Origin of the sequence: Ferrimonas marina, assembly GCF_900129905.1 — a bacterium.
Taxonomy (GTDB): Bacteria; Pseudomonadota; Gammaproteobacteria; order Enterobacterales; family Shewanellaceae; genus Ferrimonas; species Ferrimonas marina.
The window spans coordinates 523,550-540,894 of the sequence record NZ_FQXG01000003.1; the positions used below are offsets into that span (position 1 = coordinate 523,550).

Here is a 17,345-nt window from a genome sequence, read left to right on the forward strand (position 1 = left end):
GCATGGTGCGGCCCGATTCGTTATTGATTCTGCTCGTTGAGCCAGGCTTCAAGGCGCAGTCTTTCCTGGATCTCCTTGCTTGATGCTACTGAGACTGTACCGGATAAGGACATGAGATAGCGGATGTGCGGGATATCAGCTGACGTTGGATTTACGTACTTCCCACAATCTGAGTAGTTATCGCAGGGATACCATCCGCCCGTCACGCCGTTAAGGCCAACAACGCTTTGAGCTACCCCAGTTCCGCCGCCGGTGTACAGCTTTCTTCCGTCGTGGAGAGAGGTAAACTCCAGTCTCAAGACATTGCCGTTGGGGTCTTCGGAAAGGCCGAATTCGATCACCCGGTTATCCAGCACCAGGTCATTGCTGTTCCCGGGGTATCCATAGAGATCGAGTTGCTCCCGAACTGAGGCGGGGTACCATTGGCCGTGGGCAGTGCCGGTGTGAATCGCCTTAACCAGGTTAGAGGCGCTGGCCGGCAACTCAATCTGGTGGGTGCCGGCATCCGTTTCATTCTCACCAACGAACAGTGTTGCTGACAGGGTTCTGTCATCAAAAGCGTTAGCTAAGTCTTCCGACAGAGCCAGCTCGATGTTGTTCTCCCGGATCCTGGCGGGCCCGAATTCTGTCTCCAGTCTGCAGGCGGCGACAGCGTACTGGCACTCCCAGGCATTCCAAAGCTCAGCAGCTTCAGTGGCAAGTACCGTCACTGTGGTTTCGCCGAATTGGTTGGCACTCCAGCCAACGTGGTAAAGAGTCGGCGGGCCCAGTGGTTCAGCATAGGCTGACACCGAACCGGTGGATTGCTTGATATCACCCGATGTGTAGGCGGAGAGCCGATGGGTCTCATTATCCAGAGTCAGGCCTTTCGCAGTTTGCTCGGCAGCATCACAGAGGGCCTGCAGGCGATCGTCCTCGATATAGCATTCGGATTCTACTGGGACAGTGGGAGTTTTCTCGGGATCATCGCTGCTACTTCCGCAGCCATAACTGCTAACGGTGGCGATCCCTATTACTGCCAGCTTTAAACTTCTCATTGTTCGTCCTATCACTGCTGAATTACCACATGCATTTTCACTAAGCAGTCCTGGACTGGAATGTCACTTTGCGACAAAAAATATACACCTTACGTTTTGTCTCATCAGTAAAATCACCCAAATTAAACTGGAGTCACAATACTGGTGGTCAAAATATCTAAACCAACATTCAGTAGTTATAATTTACTGAACTAAGCGACAAACCATTAAAGACCTAAATGACTGTTTTTGCTAGCATCACTTGAAAAATAAGAAATCCTTCTCTTGCAAATCAACTTTAATTTGATGTTCGCTTGACGAAAAACAAAATGATGGGCTAAATTGTAATCAGGCAATCAAATGGAGGCTGGCACATGAAGTGCACAGACAATATAAGGGAAAGTATTGGCGCAATCATTCACGGCGAAGGTGATGAATCTGATATGCGAAAAGCAATCATTTTTTCGGATTCAGGCAAGGACGTTAATAACGTATCGGAAGTCGAGATTCCGCCCTTTGTGATTGCATTAGCAGACAGCCTAAGCAAGCATCTTCTTGCTGTCTATTACTTCGGCGCCGATCGTTTCAGGAGTTGGTCAATTGCCGAGGAAGTTGAGATTGCAATGATCAGGGGTTGCATGGAGGAGGCTGTCGGCATGTTCGTGAGATGGCTCGCTAGCCTTGTCAGTCAGATGAAAGACATGGTGGCGGATGCCTTGCTGGATCTGGAAGGCTCGAGGCTCCTGGTCGTCGGTCCCTCACGCCGTAACCGAAAGTTGAAGGTCAAGGACTACTCGATGCTGGATTCAGACCTGGCCTTGATCAGGGTTTAGTTGGCAGTTGGTGGGTGCGACCCCGGCTTAGATACCGTACCGTCCCTTTAGCAATTGGTCTCCCTGCGATACCCGGCTGTCTATCGGGCCTATCAGTGGCGGTAGGGTACTTTCGGTTCACACCTGGGGATACGGTGTAGAAGATGGTTGGGGTGTCACTGGGAGGTGTAGGCAAACGGCACCTAAATAGGTGCCGTTTTCGTATTTGAGTTGGTCTGATTCGGTGCAGCCTAGGTGGACCGAGGTCGCCTTATTCGTCGTGTTTGTGCTTATCGTGCTGCATATCGGGCCGCCCCTCGAATTGTTCGAGTGGCTGGGCGTGATTGTCGTTGCCGCTGGAATTAACCAGCTTATCCAGTGAGCGTTGGATTTGGGTCTTGCGGCCGGAATCGTTGCCAACTAAGTTGTTGATGGCGGCCTTGAGGCTCACTTCGAGCCTTGCCTGTCCTAAAGTGGTGTCGTCACTAAGAGGGGTTCCGGCGTTGATGAGATTGACGAGGTTGCCCAGAGCCTCTCCTTGGTTGTAAGCGGTGGTCATCTTCACAACGTTAAGTTCCGTCCACCTCTTGAGTTCTGTTTTGCTCTCGTTACTGCTAAGCGCCTCTTTAGCTGCAGCCTGGGCAGCGTGCCGGGCTAATTTGTCTGAGCGGTCGACTACTTGAGTCAAGACAGCATCGAACTGGCTGCTCAACTCACCCCAATGGCAGTGCAGGCCGATTCTTTCATTGGCTTGCTTAATGGCCCAGTTGATACGGCTCTGGCGGGTCCAGGTGCGTCGGCTCGTCAGGGAGTCTTGCGCTAGCTCGGGATAGTCCTCAGCGGTTTCAGGCTCGGCATTGGTAAGCTCGTGGATCGCTGCATCTAGGAAGTAACCAACGACATCACTCTGGAGCAGGGCCTCGGTATTTGCATCTAGCCAGCGCCGATGCTGCTCGTCTTTAGTGGTCCACTTCTCTTTAACTGCGAGATATAGCTCGTCATGGTCCTGGTTGCCGATGCCAGTGATGTGCTGGCTCAGTGCGTTTGAGACAATCCGCATCGCCAGATGATCCAGCCCACCGTTCCAGTCCGAGGCATCAGGAGTGATAGTGCAGGGCAGGTACCAATTCTTGTAGGACAGACTCGCCAGGCTGAACTGGTAAAGCCCAGCTTTAGGTTCTCCGTTGTCAGTAAGACTGCGCACAGCTATCAGACGGGGCTGCGAGAGGCCTTCCTTTTTGGCCAGTAGGTAGAGGGCATGGAGGTGAGGTTCCAGCTCAAGCAATACACCGCCCAGGGCCATGCCGAAATACTGGGCATACCAGTGCGGTGCAGCATCAATGTCAAGTCCCAGCTTGATGGTGGCGCGTACAATGTTCGGCGTGAGACTGTGGCGCTTGATGCCCTCGACCGAGGTGGTGTGCCATTGCACAATCAGGTGGGTGTTCTTGCTGGCGTATCTAGCCTGATCGAACGTCATGCCAAACAAGCTGAGGCAGAGGAAATCGCGGCGCAGGCGCAGTTTCAGGGCTTTGAGGTGCGGCTGGGTTTCGGCAGCACGATCGGCGCTGTGGATCAGCCTCATAAAGGCATCGGAGGAGAGTACGATCATTGTCATGTCTTCCAGGCGTGTCTTTCGGGGTGACGTATTTCGGAAAGTGCCTTTCAACGAATGAAGTACTGGTTTGTCAGGAGGAGCACCCAGGATTTGGTATCGTCACCAACCGCGGCCGGGCAAGCCGTTTCGCGGATAATATGCGATGAGGGACATAGAGTAAAGAGTTGGCCATGTGATAGTGGGGTTTTGGCCATCCGGAGGATTCCAGGTTGCTTGAGGGCCACGCGGTCCATCAAGGTAGGGTAAATGCAGTCTGGGGAGCGACCTGATCGCTCCCCAGTTAGATCTTGCAGGAGGGGGGGCTAACCACCCCAGAGGTGTTTCATAAATTCCTGGTCAACGTAGGCGTCACGTTCCGCTTTTTCATGCTCGTAGCGGTCCAGGGTGTAGTGATAGTCGTAGGTTTTAGCCAGGCTTCCATCCGGGTAGAGCAGTTCCACCGTGATGGGCGTGTCATCACTTAGGTGTGGCAATTGGAACTCCAGATCGCAACTGCCTGGCGCCACGTAGTTCTTAGCCCCGGTGAGCATCATCTTGGCCACCTGCTCGTTGTAGCAGGCGCCAAGGGTGAAGGCGTGATTCTCAACCCGGGTATCGCCGGCCGTGATGTTGACCAGGTAGTAACGTACGTCCGCCAGCATGCGGTCCTGGCCCCGCTCCTTCATCCGTTGGTAGGTCTGCAGCAGTTTCTGTTGGCTGCTGCTATTAGGGAGTTGGGAGATGTCCGTGCCGCTGACTGCATCGAAGAGCGCTTGGTCGTGTAGGGTGATCTTCATGACCCTGAGCATCTCCTTGCTGGAAATCTGCTCTGTACGGAAGGCGTCGCCGGCGCTGTTGTGGAAACTGAGCGTGACTTCAGACGGTGTGGGGCCATCCCAGTCGAACTGGCCTGTAAGCGAGCTCGGACCTGGGCCGGCCGGCATGTAGCCCGAACCATCGCCTTCGTGAATGGTGACGCCATCTACATCGATGCTCAGGTCCAGTCGGTATGCGGTTTTGCCCTGAAAGTCCTTCGAGGCGCCGTGCTGAATGAGCTCATTACCCGTCACTTCGGTGTACACGGTGATTGAGCCCCGGTCGTTGTCATATTCGAAATAGGAATACTCAGGTGTGTTTCCAGACAGGGGGTGTACAGTGACCTCCTGTCTGGGCGGTGACAGCTTGTCAGGCTGTTCCTTAGGTTGTGTCATTTCGGACAAGGTGTGGCCGGTATTACCCAGCCCATGGGTTGAAGTGCCCGGGGCGGCAATGGAAAGGGTGGTGGTTAGGTGAGCTTCTTCTGTTCGAGGCAGTCGGGTATCGCTGGCACTTTCAGCCAGGCGCGATGCTGTGAAAGCCTTTTGATGTTTGTGGGAGGCCTTCATACGCTCCAGTGCTGTGGCCCTTGCAAGCCGCTCTTCAGTAAACCGGTCTTTGTTGTATCGGTACAGGAAGCTCCGTTTAAAGATGCCGTTGGGGGCTTGCAGGTTTATCCAAATGATCGAGTCTTCTGGAACTGGGGGCAGCGGGAATCGAATCTCACACATGCCCGGGGCGATCACCGTTGCGGCGAACAAAACATCGGTGCTGGTCAGTGCATCGCCGTAGCAGTTGGATTCAATGGTCACCTGATCCCAAAACAGCGTGTCGCCCACTTTGATATCCGCTCGGAAGTGCTTGATAGGTGGATCATCTGGCCGGGGGCCGCTCTTTTGGTATGCCGACTGAATGTTCACCAGCCATTCCTTCATCAAGCCATCGGCCAGATCCTCGGCTTCAAAGTCCTGGATGGGGACTGAGTGCTCAAGGGCTTTGAATGTGGCCTTGTCGTTCAGCTTAATCAGCGCCATATGCTGTGGGGGTAAGGTGCCGAGTGTCTCGGTTCGTAAGACACTTTCGTCCCTACCGATTATCTTGGCGGTTACCTGCTCAAGGGCGCTACCAGGCCATGAGTAGGTGTAGGTGAGCAGGGCATGATTGTCGTTCCTAGTTGCATTTTTGCTATAGGCGCTCGGGAGGTTCTTGCCAGCCGCAGTGACGTTGATTTCGAGCCAACGGGAGCCGTTAGCGGGTTCAGGCTCTTTACTGTGTTGTTCAATCTCCTCATTCGTCACGGTGAGATGGATGGACAGCTCCTTCTTTACCGGATCCACCAGAAAGTAGTTGTGGCCTGGGTGTTGGTAATAGACTTCATGCAGTTCGAATGTATCGGCTGCGGCGCTGAGTGGCATGGCTAAGAGAGCCGACCACAACGTTACGCCGGTGAGAAAATGAAACACTGGGCTCTTCATAAAACGGGAGTCCTTTACGACAAGACGGCGCCCTGGGGCGCCGTGTTAGCACGGAAGGGTTAGGACAGTTCTAAAGCCAGCGAGGCTTGCTGTTCTTTCGTAGGAGCAGGAGCGCCGCGATGGAAGATTCGAAGGGCCTCCGAGTAGAGTTTGGGCTCCTTGTCACGGATGACATCCAGGGCATCTTTGATGGCCAGTAGGGTTTGGTACATTGAGGCGAGTGATTCTTCCCCGTCATATCCGGTAACCTTGCCAGCGGCATCTTTCCGGAAATGGTTGTCCTTCTTCGAGATCTCAAACACCAGATCCTGGGGGTCAAGCGGGCCTTTGCCTTGAGAATTATTACCGCGCGCAACGGTGATGCGATCGAAGGACCCGTCGGCATTATCGGGATCGTCTGAATGATTCAGGCCTTTGTTGTTGATGCCAACGATGCTCACGCCTTTGTTTTTTACATCCTCAAAGTTCAGGCCTTCAGGACCACGGCGAGCCATATTAACTTGCATGGCCACCTCTGCCAGAAATTGCCCATGTCCTTCTGCGTGCATTGACTTCCAAAATTGACGGCCAGCTTGATAAAGTTCAAACAGTTGGGCAACGCCTGCGGCACCGGTAGTGTGTGAGGGTTTGCTATTTGTCTTCAGGGAAAATTTCCAACTCGCTGGGTTGGTCGGTGCGGCTGAGTCTTTATTGTCATTGAGGCCGAATTCGGACAGGTCACCGGTATAAATCTTGATCCCAATGTCGCTGTTGGTGGGATAGAAAGTAGACTGAGTCATCGCCAATGTTCTCTTGGGTTTTCTTCTATTTTACCCTTGGCGAAAATCCGACATGCGAAACCCAGCTTGGTGAGTTATTTCTTAAGCCTTGGGGCTGGGTTTGAGTCAAGAGGTGGCAGGGGGTATGATTGCGGCGTTAATCAGTGAGGCTTCATGAAATCAGAGCACAACAAAGAGGTTCGGTCTGTTGCCCTGGACCGTAAGACACGGCGCAGCGTAACCCGCAAACTGGAGAAGTTGCAGGATGACCTGTTTGGTTCAGTTGGGAAAAGTGTCGATCCCAAGCCATTGCTAAGCCGGCTTTACCGCATCGTCGACGACTACAACGCGGCGATTCCCAGGGAGCAGTTGAAGATCACCTGCCGTCGCGGCTGTAACCATTGTTGCTATATCCCAGTGGAAGTCTGCTTGATCGAGGCTGCGGTGATCGCCGAGAGCTGTGGTCATCAGCAGCTGCCGCTGGCAGATCGCACAATTCCGGTGATTCAGGAGCGAACACCATGTCCTTTCTTAAAAGACGGTGAGTGTTCTGTCTACGAGGTGCGTCCACTCGCGTGCCGGATGAAGTTGTCTGGAGATGACCCGGCTATGTGCGAGCCCTTTGAGGGAAGCCACCAGTTGGTGGCTGCACAGCCGGCCTTCCTCCACCTGTACAGTGCCTTCGTGGATCTCAGTCACCAGTACGTTAACCAGGTCTACGGGCAAGTGTCAGGCGAGGACATGTTCGGAGTAGGGCGCCACGCCGGCGACATTCGTCAGTTCTTCCCGACCCAGCGTTGAGCGGTACAGTTAGTAAGCCTGAAGGCCTAGCGCCTGTCTTCAGTTTTTGATTTAGCGGACTAGCCAGTAGGCTGCCAGCCCGGCCAGCAGACAGGCATTACCTAGCCCCCAGTACATAGCGAAAAAGCGATCTTGTTGTGTGGTGGCGTGGCCGTTGAACTTTGACCCGATCTCTGTTGGAAGCCGGTAGTGGTATCTGCAAAAGATCCACCAGGCTAGGGCGAGCGGAAGGCCATATAACAGCATCTCGATAGCGAATGTGGCCAAGGCAGAGGCGATGGGTTGCGCTTGCGAGAATGCGGGCTCTGCCTTTTCGGGGGCAGTATGTGCCGCTTTCATGTCCCCCCACAGGCCCATAGCCAGTCCAACTAGCCCCATAGCCGTAAGCGGGGCTCTTCTTCGTACCTTGTTCATTCAACGTCCTGTTTTACTTGCGATCTACCAAGTCAACGGGGCTAGGTTACTCTCACTACACGAAACAGGCTAGTGTTTGCGGGCCGGGTCGTTAAAGGCGGTCATTGGGTTCCGGCCGGGCAACCATTCACTCCAAAAAGTGGCGCCTGGTTCCCGGGCGATAACAAGATCTATGAAGGGCAGCCTTAAGACTTTGCGATGAAGCGACCCTGAGGGAGGACCTTATGAATCGCTCTGGTGGAGCGTTGGCCCGATGGGTGGGTCAATCAGCACTGAAATTAGGAGCCATAATAGTGAGGACATTGTACGTTTTATTCGTACTTGTGCTTGCTGGTTTCTTTACCTACCAATTCTACGGATACTTGAGTGATCCGAACACAATAACCTCAATTGAAAGTTTTCTTGGGATTTCTATAAGTGACACTGTGTTTGCTCACGGGCGAAACTTAGGTGCAGTATCCGGCTTTGTATTCCTTATTTTTGTCCTTGAACGGATTGAAAAACTGGTTTGCCCGGCATGGCTTTTTATCAAAGAGGGAACCGCCGATCGTTGGGTCTCTATGACGTCGTCGATTGCGATGGTGTCGATATCATTCACTTTAGGATGGGCGGCTTTAAACTCAATAACAGACGACAAGCCATCAAATTTCTATGTATTCAATTACACTGACCATCAACTGGTTCGGGATATCGTATACCTGCCTCCTAAGACAGGGCCTAACACGCCGGTGGATGAGCAGGGACTGCCAGAAGTGGAAACAATGGAATTCCCCGTACTCTTCGAAGAGGGAAGGAGCTCTTTCTCAGGTAATGCTGTACCGGCGCATTTGCGGATGTTAGGACTGGCACTTAGGGACTGCTTGGAGGGGGTGGACGATGGGAAGGTGCGGATTGTTGTATCAGGTCACGCCAGTAGCTCTGGTAGTGCGGAGGACAATGCAATGCTCATCAAGGCCCGGGCAGAAGCTGCCTACGACGCGTTAACGGTATCCGCGCCAGAGATAGCTCAATTCGTGCAAAGGCTAGAGCCCGGTGAACCTCATCAGCACTTTAAAGACACAGATGGTGGCGGCGAGCAGGGTGATGAGTATGACGAATTGAGGGGGGCTCTCAATCGCCGTGCAGACATCACCGTAAGCGTCGCTAACCTCGGAGAGTGCAGTCTTGTGCAAGGGTTAGAAAACCATACTCTTGCGTCCAGATAGGAATGCACTTTCTGTCAAAACCCTTGCTCAACAAGGGCGCTGACCGCTGCACTTAGGCCCCTGCGGCATAGTGAGTCAACCTCTTGATACGAGCCTGTGATCTTGTTCAGGTCTTCGATTAGGTGTGCGGGTCGGAGCAGGGTCATTGTTTGATCGTTGCGGACAATGAGGGTGGTGTGAATGCGGCCATCCCGTACTTGGTAAACACGGGGCGCATGCCGGTCTATACCCGCTAGGAGCACGGAAACCAGCGGTTCCATCACCTCTTCAATGGCAACCCAGGCGGAGGCATGGATCTTGTCTGCATGTGGATTGCTGGAAGCCAGTTCTGCGTTGATGGACCCGTCAGTCGAGTGTTGCGGTTTTGTCGCCGGCAGGGAGTGCTCGACTGGGTATCGATCATCGAGCCATTCGCCTACCCCAAGTTCAATTTGGTAGGTCAGGTAGTGGTGTAAGGCGAAAATGGAGGCGGTCCGATAGGCGCCATCATCAACGTAGGCGATCAGTTTGCCGTCGAGCGGTTCACTGGCGAGGGTCGATTCTACTGATGCTGTATCTATCCCATCTTGGGGTGCGCCGTAGTGTTCCGCCGCGTTCACAGCCGCCAGCAGGGTGGGGTAGTCACATAGATCACGACCTGGGGGCAGCCAGTGAACCTCCAGGGACGACAGGGCGAAGCGTCCACGGCCAAGCACGTCACTCTGGCATCGTAGGTTCAGTCGATCGCTGAGCTCGTCAGTCAGTGTGTGCCGAGCCATGGTTTGCCTGTAATCGCTGAGTTGGCGCCAGTTGGGTATGTATTGGCTGCAGATTTTGTCGAGGGCGTGGCGCTGTGATGGGGTCATGGCGTGTTTGGGTGTGTTCGTTTCAGACCACTTTAAGGCAGCAGCTGGTATCCATCAATAGTCAACCGGGTCGATTAATGAGCTGTGGAATGGTGTGTAGGCGAGATGGTCGTGTATGCCGTAGTTTTCCCCTTTGGGAAGGTGCTGCGGGTACTACGAAAAGCGGAGCGGCCTAATCTGGGGCCGCTCCTGTTTCATTTCACTTCCGTGGCAGCAGGCCTGGTTAAAGCCGTGCGAGGCCTGCAGTAAGCTACGTTATTCATACGTGACTTCCCCTACTACGTTGATTTCGCTTGTTCCTTCGTTAAATCGGATTCTCCACTGGGGTCTGGCGAGACCTTGCGTGGCGCTTGGATTATCAAGCACGGCTTTAAAGCCCAGTGGGTAACCAGGGTGTGGGGCGTTGTTCTTAACCGGAAAAACCAGCGCACTGGGGTCGATGCCTTTCAATTGCTCAGCTGTAACCTCAAATCCTAGAACGCCTCGGTCCTTAACGGTAGGTTTGCGAAGGGTTGAGCCAGCAGAGCCGTCGCCAGGGATAAAGATAATGTTTCTGGACCATTTTTGGGGCTCAGTGTTGGTGATCGAGAACTCCAGCTCCAAGTCTTCCAGGGTCTCCGAGACAATGCAGTTCTCCATCCAGAACTCACCGTCATCATCACAGACCATCACCAAGCCTGAGGGGAAGATATAGTTCGGGTTAAATGAGCCGTCGTTCAAGCTACTGCTGGCTGCCCAAGAGTATGCCGCTCGTGTTACGCCCTTAGAGTTCGTTTCAAACAGGTGGAATTGCAACACCAGTTGAGTGCCATTGCTGTGCTTTAATAGCGCAATGTTGCTTGCGGCTGCGGGGTCTGAAGTTACATCCACATCGTAATCCACAGCGACAGACCGCGGGCTGTCCAGGTAGTCAACTTTCAGTTCGTTAGCTGCAGCAAAGGTATCTGCTGGATCGATGCTATGAACAAATCTGCCAGCCTCGACTCCGGCATTCGAAGTGGGGTTCACCTCCAGTTGCAAACCGTAGGTGCCTCTCGGAGTGGGCGACGTGGTAAGTTGTGTCGAAAATACTGTACCACCATGATCGAACGTCACCGTGTCACCTTGGTTGAACTCGATGATATTAAAGCCAACGTCTACTGGTGCAATATCGCTAGGATACCACTCCCACCTGTTTATGCTTCCGTTCTCGACAAAGGGTCTGTAGGTGTAATCCAGCGTGCAGCAGGCATTCGTGGTAACGCTAGTCATCTCGTAGTCGCCGCTGATGGGGTCCTGGCTAAAGTCTTCCCAGCCCCAAATCCCTAACCCAAGGGCAACAAACAGATAGTCGAGAGATTCAGGATCGCCGGTGAATTGGACCAAATTTGACCACGGGTTAATCTTGACGATGCCGTTGGGCCAAATGAGCTTCATCCTGACCTTGGCCTTGGTCCCCTTAGCAATTTTGTATGGCTCTTTGCCGGCACCATTCTCGTTCAGTTTTATGGTGTGGTGATCGCCTACAAAGTAGCTCTCTATTGTTGGGTAGCCAGTCCCAGCTGGTGGAAAGTCCACTACTTCGAGATCGTGCGTGTAAGTCTCTCCCTGATGAAGGGCAGTAATGGTCACAATGCCGTGGCTTAACCCATCAATTTCCGCAACAGCACTACCATTTTTGGTGAAGCCAGCAATTGCGGGATCGGAACTCGACCAAGTGACACCATCTGAGGGGATGCCCGAAGGGAGGGACAGGGTAAGGTATGAACGGCCACCGAACCAAACGACGTCATTTCCGCTTGGATTGTTCCATCGGTCAACCAGGATAGTCGGCTCCTGTTCTGCTACACCGGTAACCTCGACCTCTAAAGAGAGTGTTCCAATCTCTGGGTGGTCAAAGTGCACCTGGGTGGCCCCGGCCGCAACCAGGGTTAGGGCACCACCAGCATCAACGGTCGCAACGGCAATGTCATTGCTGCTCCAGCTATTGCCGGTGGCAACAGTTTCGCTACCGTCGGTCCATACCTCGATGGCCTGCAGGGCCACGGTATCGCCAGGTTCGCCGCTGCCAGCAAACCCATCGATCCGCCCGGACTCTAACTCTGGATCACCGATGTAGAAGAACGCCTCATGGGTATCACCGTAGTAGGAGATGGTCGGTTCCCAGTAAGCGCTGGTATAGCCCTTGCGCAGGCCTGTGAACTGGTCACCGGTGATCACCAGGTCGCGGTCGTCGTCGTAGGTCCACACGCCATCGTTTGCGACGTCAGCAAAGTCGCCCCAGCTGGCGTCGGAATACTGGAGAATCCCCGGAACGGTGCCGGTTGCGCCCAGTGGGCCCTCGATATCCATGTAGCCGTTGAACTCGACGTAGACAATCACTTTGGGGGTGAAGGTGAAACTCAGGCGGTCACTCAGGACGCCGGTGTGCATATCCTCGGCCCAGACGTCGATTACGGTCTCTTTATTGCCGTGCAGGAAGCCGGTGTTGAGATCGAAGGTGCTCACCGCGCTGGTATCAGAAACATGCCAGATCACGTCATTCGTGACGTCCATGACGTTGCCGTCCACATCCTCTTGTTCGGCGAACAACTGCCCCATGATCCCGCTTGGGAGTTCGGTGACGTTTGCCGCGAAGGGGTCCACCACATACAGGCTGAACCCAGCCGGTCCCGCTGCTTCAACTGTCACGTTATGCAGTCGCAGGATCCCGGAGTGGTAAGCGCTGATGTTGGTGTTGCCCGGGGCAACGGCGGTCACTGTGCCGTTGGCATCCACGGTGGCAATGCTTTCATCCTCAGAGGCCCACTGGACCCCTGCCAGCACACCGGTGTCGCCGTTGCTGTAATGGCCGGTCGCCGTGATGGTGAGGGTATCGCCAGCGGTCACCGTAGTATTACCGCTGAGGGTGATGTTGGTTACCGTGGCTGCAGCAACGGTTACAGGGACCAGGGTGTCGCCATGTCCACCTACAGTCAGGCGCAGTTGCGTGCTGCCAGCGGCAGTGGCCGACCAGGCGCCGCCTGCAGTGACTGAGATGACACTGGGGTTGTCAGAACTCCAGTTGCCACCAGTATTGATGGCTTGACTGCCGTCAGAGTAGTCCACTACAAACCCGATATTGCCACTGTCGCCATCGGTGATGGACAAGGACGCTTGATCCGGCGTTACCGCGGTAACAATGGGGCCGCTTACGGTCAGGTCCATATTACCGACTACGCCCTGGGACTGGGCGGTGATGGACACGGTGCCGGCGGCGAGGGTGGTAACCCTGCCGCTGGCGTCGACGGATGCGATCGCTGGATCAGTGCTGGCCCAAGCGTAATCGCTGATAGGGATGATCTGACCAAACTCCCAGGTCGGCGTTGCAGTCAGTTGGACCGGTTGGCCTGCGTACGGCACCGGGATGTCCGCACTCAGCGCAATGGAGAGCAGGCGGGCTGGGCCCACGGTCACTACGATGCCGTCGCTCAGGCCGGTGTCGACGTCGGTAACCGTTACGGTGGCGCTGCCTTCAGCGACTGCCGTGTATGCTCCGCTGTTGTCGATGCTGAACACTGCTGGGTCGTCACTGGACCAGATCGTGGTGCCTGGGGTGGTGGTGCTGCCATCAGAGAGGTTAAGGCTGGCCGTGAGGACCCCGGTGGCGCCCTGGCGCAGATCTGGGGCCGGGGCCGAGGCGGTGATCCCCGTAGGAACAGGTGCTGACACGGTGATCAGGATGCGGTTGCTGGAGATCGCGCCGCTGTTGGCCCAAATCTCAACAATGCCCGGGGTAAGTGAGTCGTACTTGCCGGCACCGGCCGGGGCAAGTACCGCCGGGTTGGTGCTGTGCCAGGTCACGCTGCCACTGTAATCCGAGGTACTGCCATCAGACAGCGTCCCTTCTGCGCTGGCGTTGAAAGTAGCGATGTGGGGCAGGGCGGTGTTATCGACGCTGAACGCCAGGCTGGTAAGCACTGCGCTGGTCACGGTGACATCGACACTGCCGATTACGCCTTCTGTTTCGGCCTCAACACGAGTGGTGCCCTCGGCGACGGCCGTGACGTTGCCGTTGACATCGACGGTGGCGATGGCCGGATCGGTGCTGCGCCACACGATGGGGTCGGTACTGCGTACGAAGGCGTTTTCAAAGCTGATGATCGCGCTGGCCTGGGTACTGTTACCGGCTGGCAGGGTCAGGGCACTGCCCAGATCCAGGCTCAGCACAGCGTTGTTGCTGGCAGTCACCAGGATGACATCGGTAAAGGTGCCGTTGTCAGCCAGGATAGTGGTGCTACCCAAGCCCACAACGTTGACGGTGCCGCTTGGGTCCACGGTAGCTACAGCAGGGTCGCTGCTGCTCCAGGTGATTCCGGTAGCCACAGTAACGTCACCATCGTTGTAGTGCTCATTCGCCGACAGGGTGAGAGAATCGCCCAGAACCTGGAGGCGATCGCCGCCTGCCACCTCGATACGCTCGAGGCGCTTGATGAATACGGCATCGACAACCAGGGTCGCGGTTTGGCCATCGTATTGCCCGGTGATCGTGGATTGCCCTTCGGCCACGGCTGTAATCACGCCGGCGCCATCAATCGTCAGGTAGGCCGGTGAGGCGCTTGACCAGGAATCTGCAGTTACCTGTTCATCAGAGCCATCACTAAGCAGGCGCTTAAGGGCAACAGCCTGGGTCAGACCCTGTTCCAGAGAGAACGGTGCCTGCGCGTTGCCTGACAGATCGGTGATCTGCACTCCGGTGGTGACCGGTTGACCAACCGAGTAACTGAGATTCAGGGAGATGCCGTCGTGCTCGAGGGTCACGGGGTAGCTACCCGGTACCAGGCCGGTAAACGACACTGTCCCGGGGCCGCGCGCTACCGTGAGATCGGCGGGATCGGCGGTCACTGTAACTTCGTCCGTCAGGTCCACTTCAGTGCTATCGCTGTAGATGCCGATAACTGAGTGGCTGGATTGGATTCCCGCTGGTGATGTAGCGGCCGCACCGCGCAGTTCCAGGCTAGTCAGTGCTGCGGGGTCAATAACGATAGGGAGGCTGGCCAAGTTGCCATTGTAATCCACGCTGATTATCGCAGTGCCCGGGGCGACCCCGCGAATCGAGCCAGGGCTTGTCACGGTAGCAATGGCACCGTCATCAACCGCCCAGATCCCGCCGGTTAGAGTCAGATCATCGCCGTTGGTGTAATGGCCGGTCAGGGCGAATGTCCCGGTTGTGCCCGCTGCGATGGATGCCTGGTCCGCGGTTATGCTTACGCCGGTTATGGCGGCGGAACCCACGGTGAAGGGGATCGGGTCGCTACTGATGGCGCCGACGATGGCTGTCACGTTGGCCGAGCCCTGGGCCATAGCCGCAGCGGTACCGAAGGTGTAAGTCGTGATAACGGCCGGGTTGCTGGAGCTCCACTCAGGGCTAGCGAGAGCCTGGCTGGTGCCATCGGTGTAGTGGCCGGTGGCCCTGATGCTGGTCATCTCACCCACCGCCAGCACGGTCCGGTCGGCGGAGGCGGTGATGCTGATCAATGCGGCTGGGGCCACGGTGATGGACGCGGTGGCAATTTGCCCTTCAAGCGAAACCGTCAATACGGCCTCGCCGGGGGATTGGCCGGTCACACGACCGGTCTGGTCAACGGTAAACACCGAGGGGTTGCTGCTCTGGTAGCTCACCGCAGCATGCGGCCGGATAATGCCGGACTCAAACTGCACCTGAACGCCGGCCTGTGCCTGAAGGCCTGCGGCTACCGGGTTGTCGTCTAGCTGGACCATCAAGCCTGTAATGGCGGGTTCAGAGACGGTAACCGAGGCTTCCACCGCCAGGTCGTCAAGCAGGGCAACCAGCGAGGTTACTCCCGGGGCAACCGCGGTGATTTGGCCGCTGTTGTTGACCGTCAATACGGTCTCGTCGCCGCTGATCCATTGGATCCCGGTGACTTCACGGGTATTGCCGTCACTGTAGCGCCCCATCACTACCGCGGTGCGTTGTTGGCTAGGTAGGAATCGGGCGTCTGACAGCTCGATGAACAGTTCCTGCAGTACCGGCGGCTTGGTGACGGCCTCGAGGACCGTCAGATTATGCCTAGCGAACAGGCCACTGTGTTCTGCAGTGAGGGTAGCGGTACCGGCGCCGTTAGCAGTGAGGATCCCGGTGTCCGAGACGCTCACGCTCCCGGTATTACTGGACCGGTATGTGGCACCGCTCAGGGTCTCCACGTTGCTGTCACTGTAGGTCCCCTGAAGGGTCAGCCCTGCGAAGTCGCCGACTGTTAGCGTCGTGGGGCCCTGCAGTTCAAGGCTTATGAGGGAGCGGACAACGGTGATCGGATCAATGATTACCTGGACTGACGCGCTTTGATCTTCGTGGGAGGCGGTCAGGCGGAAGTCGCCGGCTTGACTGATCCGGAAGGTGTTGCCGTAGCCGTGCTGGACAGCCTCAGGTTGATCAGAGGTCCAATGCAGGTTGCTGCCCGGCACCCACTGGCCGTCGTCGTACTGCACGTCCGCATTGAGCTGGAACACCTGGCCGGCCAACAAGGGACCAGATTGTGGCCACACACGCAGACCGGTCAACACCGGCACGGGAGCACCGGAGATCTCACCGGTAATCGTGATCTGGCTGTTCGCTGTCAGGTCGTCACGGGTGGCGATGATGTCAGTCGTGCCCGGGCTACTGGCAACCAGCTGGCCGTCAGCGTCAATGTAAGCCACGTCGGTGTTTTCGGACTGGATCTGCACATCCGGCACGGGAGCCGTGGTGCCGTCGCTGTAGGTCCCCAGGGCGATAAGGCTCTCGCGGTGCCCAACTTCATGCTCGGGGCCTGAGGTGAGTAGAATCAGTGATTCCAGTGTGGGCGCCTCTTCGGGCGCTGCCGTGATCTGCAGATTATGGCTGGTAGAGAACGCGCCATATTGGGCGTTAACAGAGACATTGCCCTCGTTGAGGGGACGCAGCTGGCCTGATACGGTGGTGGCGATCACCGGATTTGAGGTGGCCCAAAGGGCGGTGACCAGGGCGCGGCGACCGGTGGCGTCGGTGGCCATAGCGCGTAGTTCTGCTACTTGGTCTACGGGAAGGCTGTCAGCCAGGCTGACGATCTCGATACCGGTGATCTCAGCGGACAGGTCCCGCTCGGTATCGGCAACGTTAAGTTCCGCTTGTACCATGCCTTCATCGAAGTAGGCGACCACAGTGGCTTTACCAGAAGTGAGGCCCAGCAGATCACCGCCGGCATTCAGATCAGCAACAGTGGGGTTGGTGGATACCCAGCGTGCCGGCACAGTCTGGTTGTCCGGTTTGCGCACCACCGACAGATCGAGTACGTCGTTAACCTGCACCGCATCGGGCAGACCGGCGATCTCATAGCTGTAGGCCTCCGGCTCCGGATTGGGGTTGCCGGTATCCGGTTCTGAGCTGGGATTGCCGCCAGAACAGGCGGTCAACAGTAGTAGTGCCATCAGGGCAGGGGTTCGCCACAAACGCGCCATACCTGGACTCCTATTATTATTGTTGTTTGATCCCTGGCGGTGGTTTCACTGGCAGGGCGGGCCTTGGTATCCAATTAATATTGTAAGTGGCCTTGATCTCGGTCTGGCGATATCCGTCGAACTTTATTCCGCCAGCGACTTCATCCACCCG

At 55.9% G+C, this 17,345-nt stretch carries 9 protein-coding genes; 3 read left to right on the forward strand and 6 right to left on the reverse strand.

The features are described 5' to 3' along the window. Positions 1-20 precede the first annotated feature (20 nt). The gene (locus BUC04_RS09865) at positions 21-1,037 is read right to left on the reverse strand and encodes a hypothetical protein (protein WP_143165665.1); all 1,017 of its coding nucleotides are present in this window, start codon (positions 1,035-1,037) and stop codon (positions 21-23) included. A 353-nt stretch (positions 1,038-1,390) separates the two neighbouring features. On the opposite strand from BUC04_RS09865, the gene BUC04_RS09875 reads away from it, so the two are divergent. Further along, positions 1,391-1,849: a hypothetical protein gene (locus tag BUC04_RS09875; RefSeq protein ID WP_067655056.1), complete on the forward strand. Its 459-nt coding sequence runs from the start codon at positions 1,391-1,393 to the stop codon at positions 1,847-1,849. Positions 1,850-2,099: 250 nt separating this feature from the next. Here BUC04_RS09875 and BUC04_RS09880 read toward each other — a convergent pair whose 3' ends face one another. The 3 genes from BUC04_RS09880 to BUC04_RS09895 all read right to left on the reverse strand — a co-directional run bounded on the left by BUC04_RS09880 (position 2,100) and on the right by BUC04_RS09895 (position 6,495). Further along, on the reverse strand, positions 2,100-3,440 hold the full coding sequence (locus BUC04_RS09880; protein ID WP_067655053.1) for a hypothetical protein: 1,341 nt from the start codon (positions 3,438-3,440) through the stop codon (positions 2,100-2,102). Between the two features lie 308 nt (positions 3,441-3,748). Continuing rightward, positions 3,749-5,716, reverse strand: coding sequence for a hypothetical protein (locus BUC04_RS09885; RefSeq protein ID WP_143165666.1), 1,968 nt, complete (start codon positions 5,714-5,716; stop codon positions 3,749-3,751). Positions 5,717-5,775: 59 nt separating this feature from the next. After that, positions 5,776-6,495 carry a hypothetical protein gene (locus BUC04_RS09895; protein ID WP_067655044.1) on the reverse strand — a complete coding sequence of 240 codons (720 nt, stop codon included), beginning with the start codon at positions 6,493-6,495 and terminating at the stop codon, positions 5,776-5,778. Between the two features lie 153 nt (positions 6,496-6,648). Between BUC04_RS09895 and BUC04_RS09900 the strand changes: the two genes are divergently transcribed. Continuing rightward, positions 6,649-7,275, forward strand: a complete 627-nt coding sequence (locus BUC04_RS09900) for a YkgJ family cysteine cluster protein (RefSeq protein ID WP_067655041.1) — start codon at positions 6,649-6,651, stop codon at positions 7,273-7,275. A gap of 638 nt (positions 7,276-7,913) precedes the next feature. Next, on the forward strand, positions 7,914-8,894 hold the full coding sequence (locus BUC04_RS09910; protein ID WP_143165667.1) for a hypothetical protein: 981 nt from the start codon (positions 7,914-7,916) through the stop codon (positions 8,892-8,894). A 14-nt stretch (positions 8,895-8,908) separates the two neighbouring features. Here BUC04_RS09910 and BUC04_RS09915 read toward each other — a convergent pair whose 3' ends face one another. Both BUC04_RS09915 and BUC04_RS09920 read right to left on the reverse strand, forming a co-directional pair. Next, positions 8,909-9,739 carry a hypothetical protein gene (locus BUC04_RS09915; RefSeq protein ID WP_067655034.1) on the reverse strand — a complete coding sequence of 277 codons (831 nt, stop codon included), beginning with the start codon at positions 9,737-9,739 and terminating at the stop codon, positions 8,909-8,911. Positions 9,740-9,994: 255 nt separating this feature from the next. Next, entirely contained in the window at positions 9,995-17,194 is a 7,200-nt protein-coding gene (locus BUC04_RS09920) for an Ig-like domain-containing protein (protein ID WP_067655031.1), read from the reverse strand. Positions 17,195-17,345 lie beyond the last annotated feature (151 nt).